Source organism: Streptomyces sp. NPDC002386 (assembly GCF_053593175.1).
In genome coordinates this window covers 191,579-215,998 of sequence record NZ_JBSFBX010000015.1, presented here as the reverse complement: position 1 = coordinate 215,998, position 24,420 = coordinate 191,579, and the positions used below count along the sequence as shown (strand labels likewise).

Annotated in this window: 26 protein-coding genes; 19 read left to right on the top strand and 7 right to left on the bottom strand. The window is 71.4% G+C overall.

All coding sequences use genetic code 11. The features are described from left to right. Positions 1 to 107: 107 nt before the first annotated feature. The 9 genes from ACWCPN_RS28105 (at position 108) to ACWCPN_RS28065 (ending at position 7,851) form a co-directional block, all read left to right on the top strand. Positions 108 to 752, top strand: coding sequence for an HAD family hydrolase (locus ACWCPN_RS28105; RefSeq protein ID WP_451211430.1), 645 nt, complete (start codon positions 108 to 110; stop codon positions 750 to 752). 93 nt (positions 753 to 845) lie between these two features. Beyond that, positions 846 to 1,586, top strand: coding sequence for a VC0807 family protein (locus tag ACWCPN_RS28100; protein WP_451211427.1), 741 nt, complete (start codon positions 846 to 848; stop codon positions 1,584 to 1,586). 81 nt (positions 1,587 to 1,667) lie between these two features. Next, complete coding sequence (locus tag ACWCPN_RS28095) at positions 1,668 to 2,882, top strand: MFS transporter (protein WP_451211424.1); 1,215 nt, start codon at positions 1,668 to 1,670, stop codon at positions 2,880 to 2,882. After that, positions 2,833 to 4,005, top strand: a complete 1,173-nt coding sequence (locus ACWCPN_RS28090; protein ID WP_451211421.1) for an acetoin utilization protein AcuC — start codon at positions 2,833 to 2,835, stop codon at positions 4,003 to 4,005. The genes ACWCPN_RS28095 and ACWCPN_RS28090 overlap by 50 nt, the downstream gene beginning before the upstream one ends. 84 nt (positions 4,006 to 4,089) lie before the next feature. Then, entirely contained in the window at positions 4,090 to 4,905 is an 816-nt protein-coding gene (locus ACWCPN_RS28085) for a phosphatase (protein ID WP_451211418.1), read from the top strand. A gap of 129 nt (positions 4,906 to 5,034) precedes the next feature. Further along, positions 5,035 to 5,247, top strand: coding sequence for a helix-turn-helix domain-containing protein (locus tag ACWCPN_RS28080; protein ID WP_004984898.1), 213 nt, complete (start codon positions 5,035 to 5,037; stop codon positions 5,245 to 5,247). 133 nt (positions 5,248 to 5,380) lie between these two features. After that, complete coding sequence (locus tag ACWCPN_RS28075; protein WP_003948845.1) at positions 5,381 to 5,479, top strand: 30S ribosomal protein bS22; 99 nt, start codon at positions 5,381 to 5,383, stop codon at positions 5,477 to 5,479. Positions 5,480 to 5,719: 240 nt separating this feature from the next. Beyond that, on the top strand, positions 5,720 to 6,781 hold the full coding sequence (locus ACWCPN_RS28070) for an NAD-dependent epimerase/dehydratase family protein (RefSeq protein WP_199211467.1): 1,062 nt from the start codon (positions 5,720 to 5,722) through the stop codon (positions 6,779 to 6,781). Between the two features lie 14 nt (positions 6,782 to 6,795). After that, a complete protein-coding gene (locus tag ACWCPN_RS28065; RefSeq protein WP_199211468.1) occupies positions 6,796 to 7,851 on the top strand; it encodes a lysophospholipid acyltransferase family protein in 1,056 nt (351 codons plus the stop codon). 82 nt (positions 7,852 to 7,933) lie between these two features. Here the strand turns inward: ACWCPN_RS28065 and ACWCPN_RS28060 are convergent, their stop codons facing one another. The 3 genes from ACWCPN_RS28060 to ACWCPN_RS28050 all read right to left on the bottom strand — a co-directional run bounded on the left by ACWCPN_RS28060 (position 7,934) and on the right by ACWCPN_RS28050 (position 11,399). Further along, complete coding sequence (locus ACWCPN_RS28060) at positions 7,934 to 9,157, bottom strand: DUF5667 domain-containing protein (RefSeq protein ID WP_451211413.1); 1,224 nt, start codon at positions 9,155 to 9,157, stop codon at positions 7,934 to 7,936. A 235-nt stretch (positions 9,158 to 9,392) separates the two neighbouring features. Beyond that, positions 9,393 to 10,172, bottom strand: coding sequence for an ECF subfamily RNA polymerase sigma factor, BldN family (locus tag ACWCPN_RS28055; RefSeq protein ID WP_199211469.1), 780 nt, complete (start codon positions 10,170 to 10,172; stop codon positions 9,393 to 9,395). A gap of 306 nt (positions 10,173 to 10,478) precedes the next feature. Beyond that, positions 10,479 to 11,399: an HAD family hydrolase gene (locus tag ACWCPN_RS28050; RefSeq protein WP_451211410.1), complete on the bottom strand. Its 921-nt coding sequence runs from the start codon at positions 11,397 to 11,399 to the stop codon at positions 10,479 to 10,481. Positions 11,400 to 11,493: 94 nt separating this feature from the next. Between ACWCPN_RS28050 and ACWCPN_RS28045 the strand changes: the two genes are divergently transcribed. From ACWCPN_RS28045 to ACWCPN_RS28005, 9 genes are all read left to right on the top strand, one after another. After that, positions 11,494 to 11,790, top strand: coding sequence for a glutaredoxin family protein (locus ACWCPN_RS28045; protein WP_199211471.1), 297 nt, complete (start codon positions 11,494 to 11,496; stop codon positions 11,788 to 11,790). 243 nt (positions 11,791 to 12,033) lie between these two features. Then, a complete protein-coding gene (locus tag ACWCPN_RS28040; RefSeq protein ID WP_451211407.1) occupies positions 12,034 to 12,798 on the top strand; it encodes a redox-sensing transcriptional repressor Rex in 765 nt (254 codons plus the stop codon). Beyond that, positions 12,795 to 14,501 (top strand): glutamyl-tRNA reductase, encoded by a 1,707-nt coding sequence (locus ACWCPN_RS28035; RefSeq protein WP_451211404.1) that lies wholly within the window; start codon positions 12,795 to 12,797, stop codon positions 14,499 to 14,501. The genes ACWCPN_RS28040 and ACWCPN_RS28035 overlap by 4 nt, the downstream gene beginning before the upstream one ends. Next, complete coding sequence (gene hemC, locus ACWCPN_RS28030; protein WP_451211401.1) at positions 14,498 to 15,457, top strand: hydroxymethylbilane synthase; 960 nt, start codon at positions 14,498 to 14,500, stop codon at positions 15,455 to 15,457. Before ACWCPN_RS28035 ends, hemC begins: the two co-directional genes overlap by 4 nt. Further along, entirely contained in the window at positions 15,454 to 17,160 is a 1,707-nt protein-coding gene (locus ACWCPN_RS28025; protein ID WP_365129612.1) for a bifunctional uroporphyrinogen-III C-methyltransferase/uroporphyrinogen-III synthase, read from the top strand. Before hemC ends, ACWCPN_RS28025 begins: the two co-directional genes overlap by 4 nt. Before the next feature lie 104 nt (positions 17,161 to 17,264). Beyond that, positions 17,265 to 17,669: a hypothetical protein gene (locus tag ACWCPN_RS28020; RefSeq protein ID WP_451211397.1), complete on the top strand. Its 405-nt coding sequence runs from the start codon at positions 17,265 to 17,267 to the stop codon at positions 17,667 to 17,669. Positions 17,670 to 17,877: 208 nt separating this feature from the next. Then, complete coding sequence (locus ACWCPN_RS28015) at positions 17,878 to 18,312, top strand: VOC family protein (protein WP_199211476.1); 435 nt, start codon at positions 17,878 to 17,880, stop codon at positions 18,310 to 18,312. 84 nt (positions 18,313 to 18,396) lie between these two features. Continuing rightward, entirely contained in the window at positions 18,397 to 19,389 is a 993-nt protein-coding gene (hemB, locus tag ACWCPN_RS28010; RefSeq protein ID WP_451211394.1) for a porphobilinogen synthase, read from the top strand. Positions 19,390 to 19,668: 279 nt separating this feature from the next. Beyond that, positions 19,669 to 20,034, top strand: coding sequence for a DUF805 domain-containing protein (locus tag ACWCPN_RS28005; protein WP_199211478.1), 366 nt, complete (start codon positions 19,669 to 19,671; stop codon positions 20,032 to 20,034). A 128-nt stretch (positions 20,035 to 20,162) separates the two neighbouring features. Here ACWCPN_RS28005 and ACWCPN_RS28000 read toward each other — a convergent pair whose 3' ends face one another. From ACWCPN_RS28000 to ACWCPN_RS27990, 3 genes are read right to left on the bottom strand one after another with little or no spacing between them, the layout of a single operon-like run. After that, a complete protein-coding gene (locus ACWCPN_RS28000; RefSeq protein WP_451211391.1) occupies positions 20,163 to 20,999 on the bottom strand; it encodes a DUF4253 domain-containing protein in 837 nt (278 codons plus the stop codon). A 48-nt stretch (positions 21,000 to 21,047) separates the two neighbouring features. Further along, positions 21,048 to 21,236 (bottom strand): DUF397 domain-containing protein, encoded by a 189-nt coding sequence (locus ACWCPN_RS27995; RefSeq protein WP_199211480.1) that lies wholly within the window; start codon positions 21,234 to 21,236, stop codon positions 21,048 to 21,050. After that, positions 21,233 to 22,018, bottom strand: a complete 786-nt coding sequence (locus ACWCPN_RS27990; RefSeq protein ID WP_451211388.1) for a helix-turn-helix domain-containing protein — start codon at positions 22,016 to 22,018, stop codon at positions 21,233 to 21,235. Before ACWCPN_RS27990 ends, ACWCPN_RS27995 begins: the two co-directional genes overlap by 4 nt. A 142-nt stretch (positions 22,019 to 22,160) precedes the next feature. On the opposite strand from ACWCPN_RS27990, the gene ACWCPN_RS27985 reads away from it, so the two are divergent. Then, positions 22,161 to 22,601, top strand: a complete 441-nt coding sequence (locus ACWCPN_RS27985; RefSeq protein WP_451211384.1) for an ATP-binding protein — start codon at positions 22,161 to 22,163, stop codon at positions 22,599 to 22,601. A gap of 34 nt (positions 22,602 to 22,635) precedes the next feature. Here the strand turns inward: ACWCPN_RS27985 and argS are convergent, their stop codons facing one another. Further along, entirely contained in the window at positions 22,636 to 24,399 is a 1,764-nt protein-coding gene (gene argS, locus ACWCPN_RS27980) for an arginine--tRNA ligase (RefSeq protein WP_451211381.1), read from the bottom strand. Positions 24,400 to 24,420: the final 21 nt, after the last annotated feature.

The following is a 24,420-nucleotide window of genomic DNA, read 5'->3' as shown; positions in this document are numbered from 1 at the left end:
GGGGGGACCCTGTGGGAGAGTAGGACGCCGCCGAACTATCATTGGGAAAACCCCCGCATCGAAAGATGCGGGGGTTTTCTGCGTTCCGGGTCCTTTAGGGTCTGGGTATGCGCTACGACCTCGTCATCTTCGACAACGACGGCGTTCTCGTCGACAGTGAACCGATCTCCAACCGGATCCTGGCCGCCCATCTGACGGAACTGGGGCACCCGACGACGTACGAGGACTCCATCCGGGACTACATGGGGTCCGCGATGCACCGGATCCACGACCTGGTCCTGGAGCGGACGGGGCGTCGGCTCCCGGACGACTTCGACGACGTCTTCCACGCCCGTGTGTTCGCCGCGTTCGAGCGGGAGTTGCGGCCCGTCGCCGGCGTCGGCGGAGTGCTGGAGAAACTGGCCGCGGACGGGGTGCCGTACTGCGTGGCGTCGTCCGGGAGCCACGAGCGGATCAGGGTGGGGCACCGGACCACCGGCCTCGACCGCTGGTTCACCGAGGACAGGATCTTCAGCTCCCAGGACGTCGGGCGGGGCAAGCCGGCGCCCGACCTCTTCCTGTACGCGGCCGAACGGATGGGCGTCGCACCCGAGCGCTGCCTGGTCATCGAGGACTCCCCGCTCGGCGTGCAGGCGGCCGTGGCGGCCGGTATGGACGTCTACGGGTTCACCGCCATGACCCCGGCGGCGCGGCTCACCGGTGCCGGCCAACTCTTCTCCAGCATGGGCGAGTTGGCCGACCTGCTGATATGACCGACGGCACCCGCCGGTGACTGACATTTGTCATGCGGACCTCCGGATGATCGTTTCTACCGCCGGACCGGGCCCCGCGGCGAAGCTGGGGGCATGACGAAGACCACGGGGAACCAGGACCGGACCGAGAACCCGAGCCGCGAGCAGCGCCCCGGCCTGCTGCGGACCTTCAAGCCGCTGCTGGTGGACGTCGCGCTGCCGATCGGCGCGTACTACCTCCTCAAGGGGGCGTTCGGGATGAGCACCTTCGAGGCGCTCGCCTGGAGCAGTGTGGTGCCGGCGGTGCGGACGGTGTGGGGAGTGGTCAGGGAGCGCACGGCCAACGCCCTCGCCCTCCTCACCCTGGTGGTGAACGTCGTGAGCCTGGTGGCCGGGTTCGTGTCCGGCGACCCGCGGCTGATGCTCGCCAAGGACGGTGCGGTCAGCAGCACCCTGGCGATCGGCATCCTCGTCTCGGTGGCCCTCGGCAAGCCGGCCATGACCGCCGGGATGAAGCCCTTCCTCGTCAGGGGCGACGCCCGCCGTGAGGCCGCCTGGGAGCGGCTCGCCTCGGGCACGGCGGCGGGCTCCGACGCCTTCCGGCGCAAGGAGCGGACCTTCTCGCTGGTGTGGGGGACGGCCCTGCTCCTCGAGTGCGTCGCCCGGGTCGTCGGCGCCTACACCGTCCCGGTCGACACCATGGTGTGGCTCGGCACGGTCGTCATCGCGGTGGTGCTGACGGCGGCGTTCGTGGTCGGCGGGGGCCTCGCGGCCGAGCCGATGGCGCGGCTGCTCACCGCCGAGGTGGAGGCCGACCCGGCGGGCCGGCGGCCCGAGGTGGCCGTCGCCGCCTGATCCGCCGCACAGCGAAGCTGAAGGAAATTCACCTTTGGCTTGATCTACCCACAGGTAGCCAGGGGCCCTACGCTCGCCGCCATGACTGATGTGCTGCGGCGCGGCAGGGCCTCGCTGGCGTTCAGCTTCTTCGCGCAGGGCGTCGCGTTCGCCCTGCTGGTGACGCGCATCCCGGCCATCCAGGACCGCTACGGAATCTCCGACGCGCTGCTGCCGGTCTTCCTGGCCGCCGTGCCGGTCCTCGCCGGAGCCGGCAGTGTGACGACCGAGCACCTGGTGAAGCGGGTCCGGCCCAGCCGGCTGCTGCGCTGGTCGCAGCCGGTGGTGCTGCTGGCCCTGGTGGGTGTCGGGGCCGGGGACCGGCTGGCCGGACTCGGCGTGGCCCTGGCGGTGTTCGGGCTTTCCGTGGGCGCGCTGGACGCCTCGATGAACATGCTCGGGGTGAGTCTGCAGCGGACGTACGGGCGCAGCATCATGCTGAGCTTCCACGCGGTCTACAGCCTGGGCGGGATCGTCGGCGCCTCGCTGGCCTGGGCCGGTGCGCACTGGCATCTCGCGCTGTGGGTGTCGTACCTGCCGGTGGTCGCCGTGCTGCTGCCGGCGGCGCTGGCGGGCAGCCGGTGGTACGTCGACGGGGTCGCGGAGCCCGCGGCGGACCGGGCGGCCGGGCAGGGCGGGGGCCTCGTCTTCAAGCTGCTGCTTCCGCTGTGCCTGGTGATGACGTTCGCGTACATCGGGGACTCGACCGTCTCCAACTGGAGCGCGAAGTACCTGAAGGACGTGCTGGGCAGCTCCGAGCAGTTGGCGACCGTGCCCTACAACGTGTACATGGTGACCACGCTGCTCGGCCGGTCCCTCGGGGACTTCGGGGTTCGGCGGTTCGGTGCGGCGGCGGTGGTGCGGCTCGGGGCGCTGCTGGCGGCCGCCGGATTCGCAGTGGTGTCCGTGGCGCCGGACGCGTGGCTGGGCATGCTCGGGTTCACCCTGCTGGGACTGGGGCTGTGCGTCCTGGTGCCGCAGACGTTCGCGGCGGCCGGCCGGCTGTTCCCCGGGGCGTCGGACGCGGCGATCGCGCGGCTCAACATCTTCAACTACGTCGGCTTCCTGGTCGGTTCGCCGCTGGTGGGTGCGCTCGGGGACGCCTGGAGCTATCGCGGGGCCATGCTCGTGCCGATGGTGTTGGTGCTGGTGACGCTCGTGTACGCCAGGTCGTTCGCGCCTCAACCGGACCGATACGGTGGCGGGCATGAGCGGCCGCGCACAGCTGATGTGGGACGAGGCAGTAACGGGCTATGACTTCGGCCCGGACCATCCGATGGATCCGGTCCGGCTGGAGCTGACCCGGAAGCTGGTGGGCGCCTTCGGGCTCGACCGGGAGCTGGGGGTCGTAGCGGCGAAACCGGCCGGGGAGTCGACGCTGCGGCTGGTCCACCGCCCGGACTACATCGACGCCGTGAAGGCCGCGTCCGCCGATCCGCGCTCGGCCCGCGGGGCGTACGGGCTCGGCACCGAGGACGATCCCGCGTTCGCCGGGATGCACGAGGTGTCCGCGCTGATCGCGGGGCAGTCGGTGGGTGCGGCGGAGGCGGTGTGGCGCGGGGACGCGCTGCACGCGGTGAACTTCGCCGGCGGGCTGCACCACGCGATGCCGGGCGGCGCCTCGGGGTTCTGCATCTACAACGACGCGGCGCTGGCCATCGCGCGGCTGCTGGAGCTGGGTGTCGAGCGGGTCGCCTACGTGGACGTCGACGTGCACCACGGCGACGGGGTGCAGGCGGCGTTCTGGGAGGACCCGCGCGTGCTGACCATCTCGCTGCACGAGCATCCCCGTACGTTGTTCCCGCAGACCGGGTGGCCGGAGGAGACCGGCGCGGGCGCGGGCGAGGGGACCGCCGTGAACGTGGCCCTGCCGGCCGGTACCGGGGACGAGGGGTGGGTGCGGGCGTTCCACGCGGTGGTGCCCGAACTGCTCGCCGGTTTCCGGCCCCAGGTGCTGGTGTCGCAGCACGGCGCCGACACGCACTTCGAGGATCCGCTGGCGCATCTCGCGGTCTCGCTGGACGCGCAGCGGGCGGTGCAGGTGGCGTGTCATGAGCTGGCGCACGAGTACGCGGACGGGAAGTGGGTCGCGCTGGGGGGCGGCGGCTACGCGGTGGTCGAGGTGGTGCCGCGGTCGTGGACGCATCTGGTGGGGATCGCGGCCGGGCGGGAGATCGATCCGGCGGCGGGGATCCCCGAGGGGTGGCGGCAGGAGGTGTTCGCGCGGACCCGGCAGCTCGCCCCGCAGCGGATGACCGACGGGCGGTGGCCGGTGTCGTTCGCCCCGTGGGACGCGGGGTACGACCCCGCCGACCGCCTGGACCAGGCCGTCCTCGCCACTCGCCGCTCGGCGTTCCCGCTGCGCGGGCTGCTGCCCTGAGCACCGGGAACACCCACTGGGCCAACCGTGCGGTGTTCCCCCGTTCCGCCACCGCGCCACCCCCCGGTGCGTCACCATCGCACCGTGTTGACCGCCGATGGCCTCCGTGCGCATCTGCTGGCCGCCCGGCTGGCCGGTGAGATCGGGACCTCCCGTGAGGCCAGTCTCCGCCGGTACCGGCTGTTCGCGGCCCGGGACCCGCGGGTGCTGATCGGAATCGACCCCGAGTCGCCCTGGGGGCAGCGGGAGTTGCTCGCCCTGATGGCGCAGAGGTGCGGGGTTTCGGCCGATCCCGGGTACACCTCCGGCCCGGACGCGATCGATCCGGAACGGACGCTGGCGGCGCTGGACGCGTTCGCGGAGCGGATCCGGAACGTGGCCGGGCGGGGCGCGCCCGTGCTCCTCGGCACCGGGCATCCGCATCGGCTGCTCGGCTTCTACGGCGGCTTGGCGGACGCGCTGTCGGCGGCGGGATGTGAGGTGCTCACCCCGGCGCAGGGTCACTGTGTCGACATATTGACCCGGTTCGGTCTACGCACGCACCGCGTCGACTACGTCCGCGGGGTTGCCCTGGTGCGGGAACCGGGCAGCGGGCGCCCCGGTTGTGAGCCGGGTGCGCACTGCCACTCACCACTGCCGGTTCGGGTCGCCCTGGCCGCCGCGGCCGAGGCCGGCGGACCGCTGCCGGAGCTGGTGATCGGTGATCACGGCTGGGTCTGCGGTGCAGGTCAGCTGGGGTTCGAGGCGATCGGCCTGGCCGACACCGACGACCCGGCGCTGTTCGTGGGGGAGGCGGAGGGGGTGGTGTCCGTCGTCGTTCCGGTTGACGACGGTGTGCCGTCTGGTCACTATCTGCCGCTGGCCCGCTACGTGCTCAATCGAGCCCGTCTGTCACAGTAGGCCGTTGATGGGTGCACCTCTTCCCCACTCGCATCACCCGCCCCTACATTGGGGAGTGAGCACGCAACGACGAAGAGTCACCGGAAGGGGAAGCCGGTGGCCGTCGAGTGCGGAAGGTTCAGGTGTGTCATGGCTGCAGCTGGCGAGAGGCCTCTGAACGAGGTTCAGTTCCTTACCGTGGCGGAGGTCGCCTCGGTGATGCGAGTGTCGAAGATGACCGTGTACCGGTTGGTGCACAGCGGTCATCTGCCCGCGATCCGGGTGGGGCGGTCCTTCCGCGTCCCGGAGCAAGCGGTACACGAGTACCTCCGCGAGAGTTATGTGGGGGTGGAGACGGCCTGACGGCGCTCGGGGAGACCCCGGGCAACCCCTCGATTACAAGCTCGGCGCTCGACCGGGTAGGCTGACCCCTCGTAGGTCGTGTGGGCCCATGGCGCCCAAACAACCGAGTGATGAGAAGTGAGCGAGGGTAGTCGTGGGCTCTGTTATCAAGAAGCGGCGCAAGCGGATGGCCAAGAAGAAGCACCGCAAGCTGCTCAAGCGCACGCGCGTTCAGCGCCGCAACAAGAAGTAAGCGGCGCCGCGAGAGCGTGTTCTGTGGCCCCCCACCTGTAGAAGGCGGGGGGCCACAGTCGTACCCGGACCCGGGCGGGGACGGCGCCTCGGCGGCGTCGGCATATTCCGACTGGGGAAATTCCGTCACTTCACGCATCGGGTGGTCATCACAGCGCAACATCGACCCGCTAAGTTTGCCGACACGGGGAACGCGGCAGGGACCAGGTCCCGTACGAGGTCGGGAAGGAAGGCGCTGATCTTGGGGAAGGTCGTGCTCGTCACCGGAGTGGCCCGGCAGCTGGGCGGCCGCTTCGTACGGCGGATCCAGCGGGACCCGGACGTGGACCGGGTGATCGCCGTGGACGCGGTGCCGCCGGCGCACCATCTGGGCGGGGCCGACTTCATCCAGGCCGACATCCGGCAGCCCGGCATCGCCCGGGTGCTCGCCGAGACGGGCGCCGACACGGTCGTCCACCTGGACGTGACCGGCACCGCGCTGGGCGGCGGCAGCCGCGCCACGGTCAAGGAGACCAACGTCATCGGCACCATGCAGCTGCTCGGCGCCTGCCAGAAGTCGCCGACCGTGCGGCGGCTGGTGGTGAAGTCCAGCACCAACGTCTACGGGTCCGCGCCGCGCGATCCCGCCGTGTTCACCGAGACCACCCCGGCCAAGTCGCTGCCCAGCGGTGGGTTCGCGAAGGACACGGTGGAGGTCGAGGGGTACGTCCGCGGGTTCGCGCGGCGGCGGCCCGACGTCGCCGTGTGCGTGCTGCGGTTCGCCAACATCCTCGGGCCGGCCGCCGACACCCCGCTCGCCGAGTACTTCGCGCTGCCGGTGCTGCCGACCGTGTTCGGCTACGACCCGCGGCTGCAGTTCGTGCACGAGGACGACGTCGTCGAGGTGCTGCGGCTGGCCTCCCACGAGCCGCGCCGGGGCACGCTGAACAGCGGCACGTTCAACATCGCCGGGGACGGCGTGCTGCTGCTCTCGCAGTGCTCGCGGCGGCTCGGGCGGCCCACCGTCCCGCTGCTGCTGCCCGCCGTCACCTGGGCCGGCTCGCTGGTGCGTACGCTGGGGATGACGGACTTCTCGCCGGAACAGATCCGGCTGCTCACCCACGGCCGGGTGGTCGCCACGAACCAGATGCGCGAGACGCTGGGCTTCCAGCCCAAGTACACGACGGCGGAGACCTTCGCGGACTTCGCGAGCGGCCAGGGCCCCGGCCTGCTGCCGCCGGAGGCCCTCGCGGGGGCCGTGGACCGGGTCGCCGCGCTCGCCGCGAAGAGCGGCGGGCACCTCCCGACGCAGAGCGCCAACTGAGGAGCGCAGCAACGATGGCGGACGCCAAGGTCATTCCGTTCGACGACGACCGGTCCCGCGGGAGCGCCGCCCAGCGGCCGTCGCGGCGCCGTGCCGCGGGGAGCCGGCGCGGGGCGGCCGGGGAGGCCGGGCCGGTTCGTGAGGTCCAGCCCCTGCCCACCAGGGCATCCGTGCAGGATGATGTTCCGGTGACCGGGGAGGAGAGGCCGTCAGCCGAGCCGCACGACGCCGGCGGTCTCGAGCGGCGCATCGCGAGCGGCCTGTCGTTCCTGCGCCGCCGGCTCACCGGGGACTACGAGGTCGACGACTTCGGCTACGACGAGGAGCTCACCGACCAGGTCCTGATGTCGCTGCTGCGGCCGGTGTACGAGAAGTACTTCCGGGTCGAGGTGAAGGGCGTCGAGAACATCCCGGCCGAGGGCGGGGCGCTGATCGTCGCCAACCACTCCGGGACGGTGCCGCTGGACGGCCTGATGATGCAGGTCGCCGTGCACGACCACCACCCGGCCGACCGGCATCTGCGGCTCCTCGCGGCCGACCTGGTGTTCGTGCTGCCGGTGGTCAACGAACTCGCCCGCAAGCTGGGGCACACCCTCGCGTGCGCGGAGGACGCCCAACGGCTCCTCGCGCAGGGTGAGCTGGTCGGTGTCATGCCGGAGGGCTTCAAGGGCATCGGCAAGCCGTTCAGCGAGCGCTACAAGCTCCAGCGGTTCGGCCGCGGCGGTTTCGTCTCCACGGCCCTGCGGCAGGGGGTGCCGATCATCCCGTGCTCGGTCGTCGGCGCCGAGGAGATCTACCCGATGCTCGGCAACGCCAAGACGCTGGCGCGGCTGCTGGGCTTCCCATACTTCCCGCTGACGCCGACCTTCCCGTGGCTCGGGCCGCTCGGGGCGATCCCGCTGCCCACCAAGTGGACCATCCAGTTCGGCGAGCCGATCCCCACGGACGGCTATCCGCCGGAGGCGGCCGACGACCCGATGCTGATGTTCAACCTGACCGACCAGGTCCGCGAACAGATCCAGCACACGCTCTACAAGCTCCTGGTGCAGCGGCGGTCGGTGTTCTTCTGACGGCTGGGCCTCTGACCGTGCGGTGATACGGCGACGGGGCGCCCCTGCTCGGAAAGGGGCGCCCCGTCGTTGTCGTACCGCGCTAGTTCGCGTCCTGGCTGTCGATGCCCAGGCCGGGCAGCAGGCCCGGGAGGAGCGGCGGCAGGGTGACGTCCGGCGCGCTCGTCGGGGGCTTGCTGGTGGTCGGGGAACCACCGTCGCCACCGATCTTCGGCGGGTCGAGCAGACCGCCCGTGCTGCCTCCGATCAGGCTGTCGTCGCTGTCGCGGGTGGCCGAGCCACTGGGGCTGCCGGAGCCGGTGTGCCGCCCCGCGGAGGGCGTTCCGCCGGTGCTGGGCGCCGTCGGACGGTGGCTGCCGGAGGAGCCGGTGGACGTCTCGCCGGAGCCCTGCCGCTTGCCGTCGCTCGTGGACGCGGGCGGCTGCGGCAGCAGGGACTGCAGCGGGGCGACCTCTTCGTCTATGGCGTCGAAGACCGACGACACCTGCTGTTTGACGTCCCCGAGCTGGACGGGCAGCTTGTCGCTCAGCGCGCTCCAGGCGTCCCGGTGGGACTGGGAGAAGCTGGAGAGCGCCTGGATGGGCCCGAGGGAGTCCGGGTCCCGCTCGTAGGCCTCGTGCAGCAGGCGGTGGCCCTCGGTGACGTCGTGCCGCATCCCGGAAAGGGTGCGGCGGATCTCGCCGATGGACTCGTGGTCGAGCTGCCTGCCGCCGCGGGTGCGCTCCATCAGCCGGCGGGCCTCGCTCAGCCGGGTGGAGGCCTGGTCGAGGTACGTCTGGCCGCGCTGGTCCTCGCCGTCGCTCAGGTAGTTGAGCCTGAAGTCCTCGATGCCGCGCTTGAGGCCGTACAGCGAGTCACCGGGCAGCGCGTCGGAACTCGCGGCGGCGACTCCGCCGAAGGCCCCGGCGGCCACGCCGACACTCAGCCCGCCGGCCGCGAGCCCCTTGGTCAGTTTGGAACGCGGCCGGAGCTTGCCCAGCGGGCTCGCCCGGTGCGCACCGCGCCCGCGGGAGCGCTGCTCGGGTACGGCTGTGTCCGCCGCCCCGCCCTCCTGGAGCATGGCCTCCATCGCGGCCACCAGCTGGGCGCGCTGGACGACCTTGACCTCGGGGTCGAGCTGCGGCCTGGGCAGTGCGCCGAGGTCCGCCGTCAGGGCCAGGAGCTCGCCCCGCTCGGACAGTTCCTCGGTGGTCTGCGGTGATCCCGCCGCCGCGGACTGCTCGGCCGCCGTGTCCCGGTCGGACTGCTCCTCCAGGGCCTGGGCGAAGGCGTTCGCCCGCCGGTGCGCCGATACGTTCGCGATCACTGGCGGCACCTCCTCTCGTCATCACGGTCGACTCCCCAGGGGGTCCTGAGGGTTGCACGCCCACGACCTCTTCCACCCGATCGAGCGATGGGTCGGCCAGGACGTGACCACAGGGAGCCTGTATCCCGCACAACGAGCGGTCCGGCACTTGGGTTACGGACGGCGGATGATCGGGTCGGAAAGTCAACGGGCCGCAACAAGGAGTGAGTTGTCGGTCGCTGAGCGTGGCCGGTGATCAGCGTGCGTCGTCCGGCAGGAGCCGGGCGAGCGTCCGCACCGCGCGGTACTGGAGAGTCTTGATGGCGCCTTCGTTCTTGCCCATCACCCGGGCGGTCTCGGCGACCGAGAGGCCCTGCAGGAAGCGCAGGGTCACGCACTCCTGCTGCTGGGGGTTGAGGCGGCGCACGGCGTCCAGCAGCGCGGCGTTGGAGAGGGACTCCAGGACGGAGTCCTCCGGGGAGCGCTCGACCTCGTTGGCGTCGAGCATCTCGCCGGTGGTGACCTCGAGCCGGAACCGGCTGGACTTGAAGTGGTCCGCCACCAGGTTCCGGGCGATCGTCACCAGCCAGGCGCCGAAGTCGCGGCCCTGCCAGGTGAAGGTGCCGATCCTGCGGAGCGCCCGCAGAAAGGTCTCGCTCGTCAGGTCCTCGGCGGTCGCCTTGCCGCCCACCCGGTAGTAGATGTACCGGTAGACGGTGTCGCTGTACTGGTCGTAGAGGCGGCCGAACGCCTCGGCCTCGCCGGCCTGGGCGCGCTCCACGAGATCCATCATCCGGGCGCTGTCGCTGTCCGCGGCCGGACGGCGGGCGGGGGCCGCGCCGGTGGCGCGGCCGCGTCTGCCGACGGCGGCGCTGCCCTCGGCCAGTGCGTAGCACGGGCCCAGGGGTGCGGCGGTGGCGAAGGCGGGGACGGCGTACGCGGTGGGGACGACGCCGCGCAGCGTCTCTTTGACCGCCGCGACCGTCGCGCGCAGCGTAGCCAGGCCCGAGGCGTCAACCCCGACGTGTGGGTACACGGGACTCCCAGAGGCAGAGCTTGCATCACGTGCAGTGCGGAACCGTTCACCCGTCGTAGCGACGGAGGGGTACCGGATTGCGTCTGAGGAGAATAACGCTTCGTACAGGGCCTGCTACACCGAGTTGCTCAAATCATCGATTGCGTCGCTTCTGTTACCGATTGACGGTCTATCAAGTGTCGCAACGTGATCGGTTATTGATCGGAAAAGGGTGTGTTTCGGCGAAGTGCGGGGCGTGTTGGGGGTGGGGCGGCATAATCCGGGGTTCTCCCCGCCGTCCAGGCGTGTCGCCGCCGGCGAGCGGCGCTAGCGCCGGCGCCGGCTCAGGGCGATGGCCGCCGCGGTGCCGCCGGCGACCGCGCCGACACCCGCCGCCGCCGGGATGCCGACCTTCGCGGCCTTGCGGCCGGTGCGGTAGTCCCGCAGCCGCCAGTCCTGCTCGCGCGCGTGCCTGCGCAGCTTGGCGTCCGGGTTGATGGCGTACGGGTGCCCCACGAGCGACAGCATCGGGATGTCGTTGTGGCTGTCGCTGTAGGCCGCGCAGCGGTTCAGGTCCAGGCCCTCGGCCGCCGCCAGGGCCCGTACCGCCTCCGCCTTGGCCGGCCCGTGCAGGGGTTCGCCCACCAGGGCGCCGGTGTAGACGCCGCCGACCGACTCCGCGACGGTGCCCAGCGCGCCGGTCAGGCCGAGGCGGCGGGCGATGACCTGGGCGATCTCCACGGGGGCCGCGGTGACCAGCCAGACCTTCTGGCCCGCGTCCAGGTGCGCCTGGGCCAGGGCCCGGGTGCCCGGCCAGATGCGGTCGGCCATGTACTCGTCGTAGATCTCCTCACCGATGGTCTCCAGCTCGGCGACCCGGTGGCCCTTGACGATGGAGAGCGCGGAGTCCCGCGCCTCCTGCATGTGCTCGGGGTCCTCGACGCCGGCCAGCCGGAACCACGCCTGCTGCCAGGCGAACCTGGCCAGGTCGCGCGTCTCGAAGAACTTCCGCTTGTACAGGCCGCGCCCGAAGTGGAACAGCGCGGCGCCCTGCATCACGGTGTTGTCGAGGTCGAAGAAGGCGGCAGCCTTGTCGTCGCCGAGGACCGGGAACTCCGGTTCCCGCTCGGCGGCCCGCGGAACGTCCCGCGAGGACTTGCGGGCGGCCTCCGCCGAGGCCTCGCCTGCCAACACGCTCCGCGCCGTGGCGGAGCGCCTACGGGGGGTGAGCCATCCTAGAGCGGCCATGGCGTGAGCATAGCCAGTCCGTCGGGTGGTTCCGGAGCCGCGAGGTTCGAAGGGTGTGAACTCTCCACGACGCCGCCGTTGCGGAGGCGGGAGAATGGCCGGCATGAGCCCCCTCTTCCGGCGTAAGGCCGATCCCCGGGAACGGTCGGTCACGCTCATCCGCAAGCCCGGCTGCCATCTCTGCGACGACGCGCAGGCCGTGATCGAGAAGGTCTGCGGGGAACTCGGTGTCCCCTGGGAGCAGAAGGACATCACGCAGGACCGGCAGCTGCACGACCAGTACTGGGAGCAGATCCCGGTGGTCCTCGTCGACGGCAGCCAGCACACCTTCTGGCGGGTGGACGAGGCCCGGCTGCGCAAGGAGCTGACCGGCGGCCGAACGGGAAACTGACCGACCAGTACAACGAACTGGCGGAGGTCGCTTAGGATCGTTGGAGTTTCTGTCTGGGGGGCGGGATTCACGAGGAGTGTCGACGTTTTGCCCCCACGAATGACATGCGTGACCCCGGTCACGTTGGCCGGGCAAATCGGACACCATCTTTGTGCACGCGTTCACAAAGGCATAGCCTGCTGTGGACGGGGCGGTCTGGGGACGTATGACCGCCTGCAGCCCCGCTCTACCCGCAGGAGCACCGTGGCAACTGGCCGAACTCACCGACCGGCGACCCGCAGCCGAGGGATTCCCGAGGCCACCGTCGCCCGGCTTCCGCTGTACCTCCGCGCGCTGACCGCACTGTCGGAGCGCTCGGTCCCCACGGTCTCCTCCGAGGAGCTGGCCGCGGCGGCGGGGGTCAACTCCGCGAAGCTGCGCAAGGACTTCTCGTACCTGGGCTCCTACGGAACGCGCGGTGTCGGCTACGACGTGGAGTATCTCGTCTACCAGATCTCCCGTGAACTGGGCCTGACCCAGGACTGGCCGGTTGTGATCGTCGGTATCGGCAACCTCGGCGCCGCACTCGCCAACTACGGCGGGTTCGCCTCCCGTGGTTTCCGGGTGGCCGCGCTGATCGACGCCGATCCGGCGATGGCCGGAAAGCCGGTCGCCGGCATCCCGGTGCAGCACACCGACGAGCTCGAGAAGATCATCAAGGACAACGGCGTCTCGATCGGCGTGATCGCGACCCCCGCCGGTGCCGCCCAGCCGGTCTGCGACCGGCTCGTGGCCGCCGGTGTCACCTCGATCCTGAACTTCGCGCCGACCGTGCTGACCGTCCCCGACGGGGTCGACGTGCGCAAGGTCGACCTCTCCATCGAGCTGCAGATCCTCGCGTTCCACGAGCAGCGCAAGGCCGGCGAGGAGACCGCCGCCGGGGACGGCGCGATGCCCGCGGCCACCGCCCGCGACGCCTCCGGCGACCAGGGACCCGACGGGGACGTGCCCGCCGTGATGCCGGCATGAGTCTCCTCGTCGTCGGGCTGAGCCACCGCAGCGCCCCGGTCAGCGTGCTGGAGCGGGCCGCGCTGAGCGCGGACGCCCAGGTCAAGCTGGTCCAGGACACGGTCGCCGCCGAGCCGGCCACCGAGGCCGCGGTGCTCGCCACCTGCAACCGCATCGAGCTGTACGCCGACGTGGACAAGTTCCACGCCGGTGTGGCCGAGCTGTCCACGCTGCTGGCCCAGCACAGCGGTGTCGGCCTCGAGGAACTGACCCCGTACCTCTACGTGCACTACGAGGACCGGGCCGTACACCACCTGTTCTCGGTGGCCTGCGGCCTCGACTCGATGGTCGTCGGCGAGGGGCAGATCCTCGGCCAGATCAAGGACTCCCTGGCACGCGCCCAGGAGCTGCACACCGCGGGCAAGCTGCTGAACGACCTGTTCCAGCAGGCCCTGCGGGTCGGCAAGCGCGCCCACTCCGAGACCGGCATCGACCGGGCCGGCCAGTCGCTGGTCACCTTCGGCCTGGAGCAGCTCGCCGCCGGCGGCGCCGTCGAGGAATGGGCCGCGGGCCGCAGGGCGCTGGTCATCGGCGCCGGGTCGATGTCCTCGCTGGCCGCCGCGACGCTGGCGCGCGCCGGGGTCGGCGAGATCGTCGTCGCCAACCGCACCTTCGAGCGGGCCGAGCGCCTCGCCCACATACTCACCGAGGGCGACGACACCGCGGTGTCCGCCCGCGCGGTCCGGATGGACGCCGTGCCGGGCGAGCTGACACGTGCCGACGTCGTCGTCTCCTGCACCGGGGCGACGGGCCTGGTGCTGACGGCGGACTCGGTCGCGCAGGCGGTCGAGGGCCGGATCGACGGCGACGCCGTCGGTCCCGCGGCCGCCGCCACGACCGTGCGGGCCACCCCGGCGGCCGCCGCCACCGGTACGGCCGCGGCCGAGGAGAACTGCCCGCTGGACCTGGCCGCCGTGCAGGGCTCGACCGGCTTCTCCGTGCACGGCGAGGCCGCCGTGGCCGGCCTGGACGCGGCGACCCTCGAACAGCACGGGGCCTGGGTCGCGGGCGGCACCGTGGACCGCCGGGACACCGCCCGGCGCAGCCCGGAGGCCGACGCCGAGCTGATCACCGCGCTCGCCGCCACCGCCGCCACCGTCGGCCGCATCCCCGAGCTGCGCAGGCCCGAACCGGTCGCCGTGATCCCGCGCCCGGCCCCCGCCCTGTTCCTCCTCGACCTCGCCATGCCCCGCGACATCGACGCGGCCGTGCACCGGCTGGCCGGGGTGCGCCTGGTGGACATCGAGTCCCTCGCCGAGGCCTCCGCGGACGCGCCGATGGCTGCCGACGTGGACCAGGTCCGGCGTATCGTCTCCGACGAGGTCGCGGCCTTCGGCGCGGCACAGCGTGCGGCGCACATCACGCCGACCGTGGTCGCGCTGCGCACCATGGCCGCCGACGTCGTCGCCGGTGAGATCGCGCGGCTCGACGGCCGCCTGCCCGACCTGGACGAACGCCAGCGCGGCGAGATCCGGCAGGCCGTGCACCGGGTCGTCGACAAGCTGCTGCACGCGCCGACCGTACGGGTCAAGCAGCTCGCTGCCGAGCCCGGCGGCGCCGGGTACGCGGACGCGCTGCGCACCCTGTTCGACCTCGACCCCGAGACGGTGGCCGCCGTCTCCAGGGCCGGGGACAGCACAGACAAGAAGGACCGACCGGCATGACACAGAAGTCTTTGAGACTGGGGACGAGGCGGAGCAAGCTCGCCATGGCCCAGTCCGGGCAGGTGGCGGAGGCCGTCCGCCGGGTGACCGGGCGCCCCGTCGAGCTGGTCGAGATCACCACGCACGGCGACGTCTCCCGCGAGCACCTCACGCAGATCGGCGGCACCGGCGTGTTCGTCACGGCGCTGCGTGACGCGCTGGTGGGCGGCGAGGTGGACTTCGCGGTTCATTCGCTCAAGGACCTGCCGACCACGCAGCCCGAGGAACTGGTCCTGGCCGCCGTACCGGTGCGCGAGGACCCCCGCGACGTGATCGTCGCCCGGGACGCGCTGAAGTTCACGGACCTGCCGCGCGGTGCCCGCATCGGCACCGGGGCGCCGCGCCGCATGGCGCAGCTCAACGCGTACGCCCGCGCCCACGGACTGGACATAGAGACGGTCCCGATACGCGGCAACGTCGACACCCGCATCGGTTTCGTGCGCAGCGGTGAGCTGGACGCGGTCGTCCTCGCCGCCGCCGGACTGAACCGCATCGGCCGGATCGACGAGGTGACCGACTTCCTGTCGGTCGACACGGTTCTGCCGGCCCCCGGCCAGGGGGCCCTGGCGATCGAGTGCACCGCGGACTCCGCGGACCTCGTCGCCGCGCTCGGCGAGCTCGACGACCCGCTCACCCGGGCCGCCGTGACCGCCGAACGGTCACTGCTCGCCGCCCTGGAGGCCGGTTGCAGCGCACCCGTGGGTGCGTTGGCCGACCTCCTGGCCGACGGGCAGATTGTCAAGGAAATGCGCCTGCGCGGCGTCGTCGGCACGACCGACGGCACCCGCACGGTGCAGCTGTCCACCACCGGTCCCGTGCCCCGAACGCACGACCAGGCGATGGCACTCGGGCGCGAACTCGCCACCGAGATGCTGAACCAGGGCGCGGCCGGTCTGATGGGGGAGCGAGCACATTGAGCCCCACCACCCTTCCCACCGGCCTCGAACACGGGCACGTCACCTTCCTGGGTGCCGGACCCGGGGATCCGGGGCTGCTGACTCTGCGCGCCGTGGAGGCGCTGTCGAACGCGGATGTCCTGATCGCCGAGCACGAGGTGCTCGACGTGATCCGGACGCACGCCCGGCAGGGCGTGTCCGTCGTGCCGATGGACGCGGACTCCTCGGTGTCACCGCCGGGCACGGGCGCACCGCAGCTCACGGTCGTTGACGGTGCGTCAACAACCGCTGCGGTCCCGACTCCTGCCCGGGATGCCGCTCATCTTGTCATGGAGGCCACGCGGGGCGGCAGGCGGGTCGTCCGTGCGGTGTCCGGGGACCCGGGACTTGATACGTACGCGGCCGAGGAAATGCTCGCCTGCGCCGCCGCCGGTGTGCCCTTCGAGGTCGTACCGGGTGTGGCGGCCGCCGTCGGCGTGCCCGCGTACGCCGGTGTGCCGCTGCGCGACCCGCACGGCGCGGACGTCCGGTTCGTGGACGCCCGTACCGCCTCCGACCGCTGCTGGACGGAGGTGGGGGCCTCCGACGGCACGGTGGTGGTCTCCACGACGCTGGACTCGGTGGCCGCCGCGGCCGGCGAACTGGTGTCCGCGGGCCGCAAGCCGGACACGCCGCTGACCGTCACCGTCGCCGGTACGACGACCCGGCAGCGCACCTGGACGGCGACGCTCGGCACCATCGCGCAGACGCTGAAGCAGGCGAAGGTCCTGCCGTCCCCGGACGGCGGCCGGTCCGTGATAGCCGTGGTCGGCGAGCGAAGCGCAGCCGCCCAGCGCGACCAGTTGTCGTGGTTCGAGTCCAAGCCGCTGTTCGGCTGGAAGGTGCTCGTGCCGCGTACGAAGGAGCAGGCGGCGTCGCTCTCCGACCAGTTGCGGTCCTACGGCGCGGTGCCGCACGAGGTGCCGACGATCGCGGTGGAGCCCCCGCGGACCCCGCAGCAGATGGAACGCGCGGTCAAGGGCCTGGTCACCGGCCGCTACGAGTGGATCGCCTTCACGTCCGTCAACGCGGTCAAGGCGGTGCGCGAGAAGTTCGAGGAGTACGGCCTCGACGCCCGTGCCTTCGCGGGCATCAAGGTCGCCGCGGTGGGCGAGCAGACGGCGAAGGCGCTGATCGCCTTCGGTGTGAAGCCCGACCTGGTGCCGAGCGGTGAGCAGTCGGCGGCCGGCCTCCTGGAGGACTGGCCCCCGTACGACCCGGTCTTCGACCCGATCGACCGCGTCTTCCTGCCCCGGGCCGACATCGCCACCGAGACCCTGGTGGCCGGTCTGATCGAGCTGGGCTGGGAGGTCGACGACGTCACGGCCTACCGGACCGTGCGAGCCTCGCCGCCCCCGGCGGAGACCCGCGAGGCCATCAAGGGCGGCGGCTTCGACGCGGTGCTGTTCACGTCGTCCTCGACCGTCCGGAACCTGGTGGGCATCGCCGGCAAGCCGCACAACGTCACGGTGATCGCCTGCATCGGTCCGGCGACGGCCAAGACGGCCGAGGAGCACGGTCTGCGCGTCGACGTGATGGCCCCCGAGCCGTCGGTCCACAAGCTGGCCGAGGCCCTGGCCGACTTCGGCATGAAGCGCCGGGCGGCCGCCCTGGAGTCCGGGGACCCGGTGACCCGGCCGAGCGAGCGCCGTCCGGGCGCGCGGAGGCGTCGCTCGACGACGTGAGCGCGGTGCAGCGGTGAGGTGGCGGGACGTGCCGGACGGGCGCGTCCCGCCGCCGTCTTCCGGCACCCTGCCCGGCGCGTTGTGGGCATGCCATGATCGGGCGCATGAGTGAGCACGCTGGACACGCGGGGATCGTCTACTGGCGCCGGAGTCTGTGGAACGGGGCGCGCTGCGTGCCCGTGGTCCTGAGTCTGCTGCCGGGCGAGCTGCGTGCCCAGGACCGGGACGGCCGGGTCGTCTTCCAGGGCGACCCCCGGAAGGTCGAGGGCCGGCTGACCCGGCTCGGCACCCTGGTGGTCAACGTCGGCGGGAAGCGCTACGCCCTGGTCGGACGGGGCAGTGACCTGTCGCCCGCCCCCACCGCCGGGCAGCACGCCGCGGTGAGCGGCTTCCAGCCCGCGTCCGAGGTGTCCGGCGGCGCGTTCGACGAGATCCTGAACGGCGGCGCCATGGCCCGGATGCGCGCCTGGCACACCTGGCTCGGCGGAGCCGGCGCCCGCCTGCGCTGACCGGCGGCGGGAGATTCCGCCGCCTTCGGCGCCCGCCGCATCCGGCAGCGGCCGAACGGGGGAATCACTGGTTGGGTTCCCCGTTCTGTGACCTTCCCCGAGGCGGGACGGGGAACCCACCCGAAGCCGTCGGCCACGAGCCGTCCTCGCCGCCAACGGGACCGAAATCCTGGTGAGTTGACCGGTGATCGGCTGTTAGGGTGCGCCGATGTCATCGATCAGGCAGATCCAGGTCACCTTCGACTGCGCGGAACCCGAGCGTGTCGCCCGCTTCTGGTGCGAAGTGCTGGGGTACGTCGTACCGCCGCCGCCGGAGGGGTTCGCCACCTGGGACGACTACGGCCGTTCGCTGCCGCCCGAGGAGCGGGGCTCCTGGTTCGCGTGCGCCGACCCCTCGGGTGCGGGCCCGCGGCTGTACTTCCAGCGCGTCCCCGAGGGCAAGGTCGTCAAGAACCGGGTCCATCTCGACGTGCGGGCCGGCACCGGGCTCGTCGGTGAGGAGCGCCTCGCCACGCTCAAGGCCGAGTGCGCGCGACTGGTCGCGCTCGGCGCGGTCTGCGTGCGGGTGCTGGAAGCCGACGAGGACAACGAGTCCTGCATCGTGATGCAGGACGTCGAGGGCAACGAGTTCTGTCTCGACTGAGCGTGTCCGCCGGGCCCGGCACCGGGCCCGGCGCCGACGGCCCGTCGGCAAAGGCGGCTCCGGGGCGGGCGTAGCGTAGAAGGCATGACGAAGTACGGATCTTTCCCCGGTACGCGTCCCCGGCGGCTGCGGACCTCGCCCGTCATGCGACGCATGGTCGCCGAGACGCGACTGCACCCCGCCGACTTCATCCTGCCGGCCTTCATCCGTGAGGGCGTCGACGAGCCGGTGCCGGTCTCGGCCATGCCCGGGGTCGTCCAGCACACCCGCGACAGTCTGCGGAAGGCCGCGGCGGAGGCGGTGGAGGCCGGGATCTCCGGGATCATGCTGTTCGGCGTGCCGGAGGACGACAAGAAGGACGCCCAGGGCACGGTCGGCACCGACCCGGACGGCATCCTCCAGGTCGCGCTGCGCGACGTGCGGTCCGAGGTGGGCGACGACCTGCTCGTCATGTCCGACCTGTGCCTGGACGAGTTCACCGACCACGGCCACTGCGGGGTGCTCGACGCCGAGGGGCGGGTCGACAACGACGCCACGCTCGAGCGGTACGCCGAGATGGCCCAGGTGCAGGCCGACGCGGGCGCCCACGTCGTCGGGCCCAGCGGGATGATGGACGGCCAGATCGGCGTCGTCCGGGACGCGCTCGACCAGATCGGCCGCGAGGACGTCGCCGTCCTCGCCTACACCGCCAAGTACTCCTCCGCGTTCTACGGCCCCTTCCGCGAGGCCGTCGCCTCCTCGCTCCAGGGCGACCGCAAGACCTACCAGCAGGACCCCGCCAACTGGCGCGAGTCCCTGCGGGAGCTCGAGCTGGACCTCGCCGAGGGCGCCGACATGGTGATGGTCAAGCCGGCCGGACCGTACCTGGACGTCGTCGCCCGGGTCGCCGACGCCGTGGACGTACCCGTCGCCGCCTACCAGATCTCCGGCGAGTACTCGATGATCGAGGCCGCCGCGGAGAAGGGCTGGATCGACCGGGACCGCGCCATCCTGGAGACGCTGACCGGCATCAAGCGGGCCGGGGCGCGGACCATCCTCACCTACTGGGCGACCGAAGCGGCGCGCATGCTGCGCTGACGGACACGGTTGGAGATCGTTCCGGTACCGAAACGGCGGCGGCCCGGCTGCGGTGTGCTGTCGTTTCGGCAACGGAACGGGCTCGGTTGCGCGAATGTCCGGTGACGGTCCCGCGGACCTTCCGTGATCATGGGTGTTTCTGTCCTGAAAACGATGTTTGAAGCCCGTCCGGTCGCACATCTGCGCCGCGTATGACGCGCTCCTGCCAACCCCTTAATGTCTGCGCCTGGCCTGATCCATTTCCGGGATGGGCTGAACGTCGATCCCTGGGGGGATGTCATGAGCTGGTTCATCGCCGCACTCAAGAAGTACGCCGTCTTCAGCGGGCGCGCGCGCCGCAAGGAGTTCTGGCTGTTCTCGCTGTTCGCGTACCTGATCTACATCGTGCTGGGCGGCATCGGCGCCGCGACGAAGACGCCGGCCCTGCTCGCCGTCGCCGGCATCGTCGTCCTCGCGCTCCTGCTGCCGGCCTGGGGTGTCACGGTGCGCCGCCTGCACGACACGGGCCGCTCCGGCTGGTGGATCCTCTTCGGCGCCATCCCGGTCGCCGGCCCCATCACCCTGCTGGTCTTCTACTGCCTGGACGGCGAGGCCGGCGCCAACAAGTACGGCCCGAACCCGAAGGAAGCCCCGGCGCTCGTCTGACGCCCCGCCCGCGGCATCCGCGCCGCGCCTTCGGCACACGCCGTCCTGAGGCCGCCCGGCCAGCGTTGTCCGGGCGGCCTCAGGCCTGTGCGGGGGCCGCCGTGGTCACCGGGGAGCGGCGCCGGGGGTCAGTCCCACCAGAAGGTCCAGCTCGGCTCGTCGACGAGGCTCTTGGCGTAGCCGCGCAGGCCGTCCGGGCCGCCCTGGGTGACGTTGTCCGGGCAGAAGGCGAAGTGCTCCGCCGCCAGGGCCTCCGCGTCCGCCAGGGTGCTCGGCGGGGCGGCCACCGACACCACCAGGACGTCGAAGCCGAGGGCCACGACCCGTATGCCGAAGCGGTCCTCCCAGGAGCGCAGGACCGCGCACAGGCGCGCCACGTCGTTCTCGTGGTTGAGGGGGCCCGCCCAGCCGATGGCGGCCGGGATGTCGGCGGACCGCCGGGACGGTACGAGGGCCAGGCGCGTGTCCTTGAGCCAGGTCCCCTCGGCCAGGGAATCGGCCACCTGCGCGGCCCTCGTGCCCGGGTCCGCGGTCAGCACGCCCGGCGGGGCGAGGCCCGGCCACGCTGCCCCGAACGGCTCCAGCAGCTCGCCCAGTTCCTCGTCGAACCCGGCCTCCGGGTCGTCCTCCGCCTCTTCGCCGCCCCAGAACTCCGCGAGGACCTCCTCCGGGTCGTGATCCCCGGGATAGGACATGTCACCGGGCATCAGCTCCCAGTCGTCCGGTCCGCCCTGGGTGCCGCCCAGCTCCACGAGGACCGGCAGCAGACCCGCCCGCGAGGCGGGCGCCCCCAGCGCGGCCCAGGTGCCGGGCGCGGCCTGCTTCTCCGCGTGCCACAGCAGGGGTTCGTGCCAGGGACCGTCGTCCGTCGTGTCGACCAGCCTGCCGGGCGGGAGCCGAAGACCGAGGGAACGCCCGCTGGGGTCGGTCGCCAGAGAGGGCAGCGGGTTGGGAAGAGTCGCCATGCCGGTGACTCTAAGGGCGGGCACTGACAACGCCGTTGACCAGCTACGTCACTTGAGCGACGAGGTGAAGGCGGCCCATGTCGCGGGGGAGACGCGCAGCGTGTGTCCGTCGGCGAGGGGCAGTTGCTTGGAGTCGCGGATGTGGATCGCCTGAGAGGAGGCGGCCACTTCGAGGCACTGGCCGCCTTCGTCACCGCTGTACGTCGACTTGAACCACTGAAGTGCTTCGGCGCTCATTGCTCTCCTAGCATGTGGTCGAGCAGACCCACCGAATCTTGGGTGGTCAGGGCCTGTGTCCGCAGCATCGCATACTTGCGCGCGAGGATGGACACCTCTTCCGGGTCGGAAACCCACTGGCTGCCGCGTTGCGACTCGGTGTATGCGACGTGCTGGTGATCAGGTGTTTCGAGAAGCGTGAAAGGCCCGTTGAGCCCCGCGTGGAAGGGGCTCTCCAGCGGCAGGATCTGGAGTGAGAGACAGGGCAGTTCAGCCATCTCGCGCAGGAACCTGACCTGCTCGCCGCGTACCTCCTCCGAGCCGATCCGTAGGCGCAGCGCGGGCTCCCAGACCACGAAGCTCAGCGTCGGCGGACACTTGCGGCGCAGAATCTCCTGCCGGTTGATGCGCAGCCTGAGCGTCGTCTCCAACTGCTCCTCGTCGTAAGCGGGAACGCGGTTCTGCAGGACCGATCGTGCATACGACTCGCTCTGGAGCAGGCCAGGGATGACCGCGTTGTCGTACCAGGACAACGCGATGGCCACCCGCTCCTGGTCCATGTACTCCTCGGCCCACAGCGGGAACTGGTCGACCTCGGGCAGGTTGGCCACGCCCGCGGCCAGCGTCCCCTTGGTGCCGAGGAAGTCGTCGAGGATCTCGGCGATGTCGGGCTTCAGGGTGCGCCGGCCCTGTTCGATCGACGCGATCGTCTCCTCGTTGATGTTCAGCGCGGTACTCAGGCCCGACTGGCTCAGGCCGGCCGCCCGGCGTGCGGTGGCGAGCTGGCGGCCCAGCATCCGCATGGCCGAGTGGTTCCTCCGTGTAGGCGTCATACCGCTGAACTCCCCAGCCCCGGCCGTACACGACCCCGTACGAACCCGTACAAACGCGTTGTACGGGATGACCCACTGAACGAACCTAGTCACTCTGCGCGATCTTCGTGCCGTGAACGCACAGACCGAACTTGCCTACCAGCGTGACCAGTTCTACGGCCGGAGCCGCCGCTCGGTGCCCGCAGCCAGACGGTTCACCGAGTGGTCGCTGGCCTACTGGGGGCTCGCCGAATGGCGGCGGGCGGAGGACGTCACGCTCTGCGTGAGCGAGCTGGCCACGAACGCGCTGGTGCACGGGGTGCCGCCGGGGCGGGGCTTCCTGCTGCGGCTGAGGTACGACGGGGCGGTCGTCCGGGCCGAGGTGCACGACAGCGGGGCCGGTACGCCGCGCGTCGTGGCGGAGGCCGGAGGGGACGACGCGGAGGGCGGGCGAGGGCTGCTGCTGGTCTCCGCCCTCGCCGACAAGTGGGGCGCCGGACCGCGGGCCCCGGGCAAGCTGGTGTGGTGCGAGTTCGTCAGGGCGGGCGGAACGACCGACGGCCCGCCCTCGTAGCCGAGGACGGGCCGCCGCGGTGCGCGCACCGCCGTCAGAGCTTCTCGGGCGTCCTGATGCCCAGCAGGGCCATGCCCTGGTGCAGGGTGCGGGCCGTGACGTCGCACAGGAACAGGCGGTTCTCCACCAGTTGCGGCGTCTCGGCCTTCAGCACCGGGCACTTGTCGTAGAACGACGTGTAGTGCGACGCGAGCTGGTACAGGTACGCGGCCAGCTTGTGCGGGGCGTACTCCGTGGCCGCCTCGCGCACCGTCTCCGCGAACGCGTCCACGTGCAGGCCCAGCGCGCGCTCGGCCTCCGCCAGTTCCAGCTCGGGGTGCGCGGCCGGGCGGACCTCGCCGGCCTTGCGCAGGATGGACTGGATACGGGCGTACGCGTACTGCAGGTACACACTGGTGTCGCCGTTGAGCGAGACCATCTGGTCCAGGTCGAACTTGTAGTCCCGGATCGCCGACGTGGACAGGTCCGCGTACTTCACCGCGCCGATGCCCACCTGGGTGCCGCGCTCGGCGATCTCCCGCTCGGAGAGGTCCTGGGCCTTCTCGCGGACCACGGCCGACGCGCGCTCGATCGCCTCGTCCAGCAGGTCGACCAGGCGGACCGTCTCGCCCTCACGCGTCTTGAACGGCTTGCCGTCCTTGCCGAGGACCGTGCCGAACGCGAGCTGCTGCGCGCTGACGTCCTCGTTGAGCCAGCCGGCCCGGCGGGCGGTCTCGAAGACCATCCGGAAGTGCAGGGCCTGGCGGGCGTCGACGACGTACAGCAGCGTGTTCGCCTTGAGGTTGAACACGCGGTCGCGGATCGCGGAGAGGTCGGTCGCCGCGTAGCCGTAGCCGCCGTCCGACTTCTGCACGATCAGCGGGACCGGGTTGCCGTCCGGGCCCTTGATGTCGTCGAAGAAGACGCACAGCGCGCCCTCGGAGCGGACCGCGACGCCCGACTCCTCCAGGAGCCGGCAGGTCTCGGCGAGCATGTCGTTGTAACCGGACTCGCCGACGATGTCGGCGTCGCGGATCTCCATGTCCAGCTTCTCGAAGACGGAGAAGAAGTAGATCTTCGACTCGTCCACGAACTTCTGCCACATGGCGAGGGTCTTCGGGTCGCCCGCCTGGAGGTCGACCACCCGGCGCCGGGCCCGCGTCTTGAACTCCTCGTCGGAGTCGAACAGCCTGCGCGCGGCCTTGTAGAGGCGGTCGAGGTTCGACATCGCCTCCTCGCCGGTCACCTGGGAGTCCTTGTGGTCCAGCTCGTGCGGGTGCTCGTCCAGGTACTGGATGAGCATGCCGAACTGGGTGCCCCAGTCGCCGATGTGGTGGCGCCGGACCACGTTCTCGCCGGTGAACTCCAGGAGCTGGACGACCGCGTCGCCGATCACCGCGGAACGCAGGTGGCCGACGTGCATCTCCTTCGCCACGTTCGGCTGGGCGTAGTCGATCACCGTGGTGCCGGGGTCCGCGGCGTGCGGCACGCCGAGGCGGCCGGCGTCGTCCGCGTACCGCGCGGCCAGGTTCGCGGTGATCGCCCGGTCGGAGACCGTGATGTTCAGGAAGCCAGGTCCGGAGACCTCGATGTCCTTGATCACGTCACCCGACTCGACCCCGGCGACGACCTGGGCCGCCAGCTCCCGCGGGTTGGCCTTGGCCTTCTTGGCGAGCGCCAGGATGCCGTTGGCCTGGAAGTCCGCCCGGTCGCTTCGTCGCAGCAGCGGGTCCGCGCCGGCGGCCTCCGGCAGGGTGGCCGAGAGGGCGGACGCGAGGCGCTGCTGGACGGAATCGCTGAGGGACGTGACCGAGGCCATAGGAAGGGGTGCCGTTCTCCT

Excerpts from the sequence above, each read along its gene's own strand:
- ACWCPN_RS28065 (WP_199211468.1), top strand. The coding sequence starts at position 6,796 with ATGGCGGACGCCAAGGTCATTCCGTTCGACGACGACCGGTCCCGCGGG.
- ACWCPN_RS28015 (WP_199211476.1), top strand. The coding sequence starts at position 17,878 with ATGTCATCGATCAGGCAGATCCAGGTCACCTTCGACTGCGCGGAACCC.
- ACWCPN_RS28095 (WP_451211424.1), top strand. The coding sequence starts at position 1,668 with ATGACTGATGTGCTGCGGCGCGGCAGGGCCTCGCTGGCGTTCAGCTTC.
- ACWCPN_RS27995 (WP_199211480.1), bottom strand. The coding sequence starts at position 21,236 with ATGAGCGCCGAAGCACTTCAGTGGTTCAAGTCGACGTACAGCGGTGAC.
- ACWCPN_RS28035 (WP_451211404.1), top strand. The coding sequence starts at position 12,795 with ATGAGTCTCCTCGTCGTCGGGCTGAGCCACCGCAGCGCCCCGGTCAGC.
- ACWCPN_RS28005 (WP_199211478.1), top strand. The coding sequence starts at position 19,669 with ATGAGCTGGTTCATCGCCGCACTCAAGAAGTACGCCGTCTTCAGCGGG.
- ACWCPN_RS28000 (WP_451211391.1), bottom strand. The coding sequence starts at position 20,999 with ATGGCGACTCTTCCCAACCCGCTGCCCTCTCTGGCGACCGACCCCAGC.
- hemB (WP_451211394.1), top strand. The coding sequence starts at position 18,397 with ATGACGAAGTACGGATCTTTCCCCGGTACGCGTCCCCGGCGGCTGCGG.
- ACWCPN_RS28080 (WP_004984898.1), top strand. The coding sequence starts at position 5,035 with ATGGCTGCAGCTGGCGAGAGGCCTCTGAACGAGGTTCAGTTCCTTACC.
- hemC (WP_451211401.1), top strand. The coding sequence starts at position 14,498 with ATGACACAGAAGTCTTTGAGACTGGGGACGAGGCGGAGCAAGCTCGCC.
- ACWCPN_RS28020 (WP_451211397.1), top strand. The coding sequence starts at position 17,265 with ATGAGTGAGCACGCTGGACACGCGGGGATCGTCTACTGGCGCCGGAGT.
- ACWCPN_RS28050 (WP_451211410.1), bottom strand. The coding sequence starts at position 11,399 with ATGGCCGCTCTAGGATGGCTCACCCCCCGTAGGCGCTCCGCCACGGCG.
- argS (WP_451211381.1), bottom strand. The coding sequence starts at position 24,399 with ATGGCCTCGGTCACGTCCCTCAGCGATTCCGTCCAGCAGCGCCTCGCG.
- ACWCPN_RS28090 (WP_451211421.1), top strand. The coding sequence starts at position 2,833 with ATGAGCGGCCGCGCACAGCTGATGTGGGACGAGGCAGTAACGGGCTAT.
- ACWCPN_RS28045 (WP_199211471.1), top strand. The coding sequence starts at position 11,494 with ATGGCCGGCATGAGCCCCCTCTTCCGGCGTAAGGCCGATCCCCGGGAA.
- ACWCPN_RS28100 (WP_451211427.1), top strand. The coding sequence starts at position 846 with ATGACGAAGACCACGGGGAACCAGGACCGGACCGAGAACCCGAGCCGC.
- ACWCPN_RS28105 (WP_451211430.1), top strand. The coding sequence starts at position 108 with ATGCGCTACGACCTCGTCATCTTCGACAACGACGGCGTTCTCGTCGAC.
- ACWCPN_RS27990 (WP_451211388.1), bottom strand. The coding sequence starts at position 22,018 with ATGCGGATGCTGGGCCGCCAGCTCGCCACCGCACGCCGGGCGGCCGGC.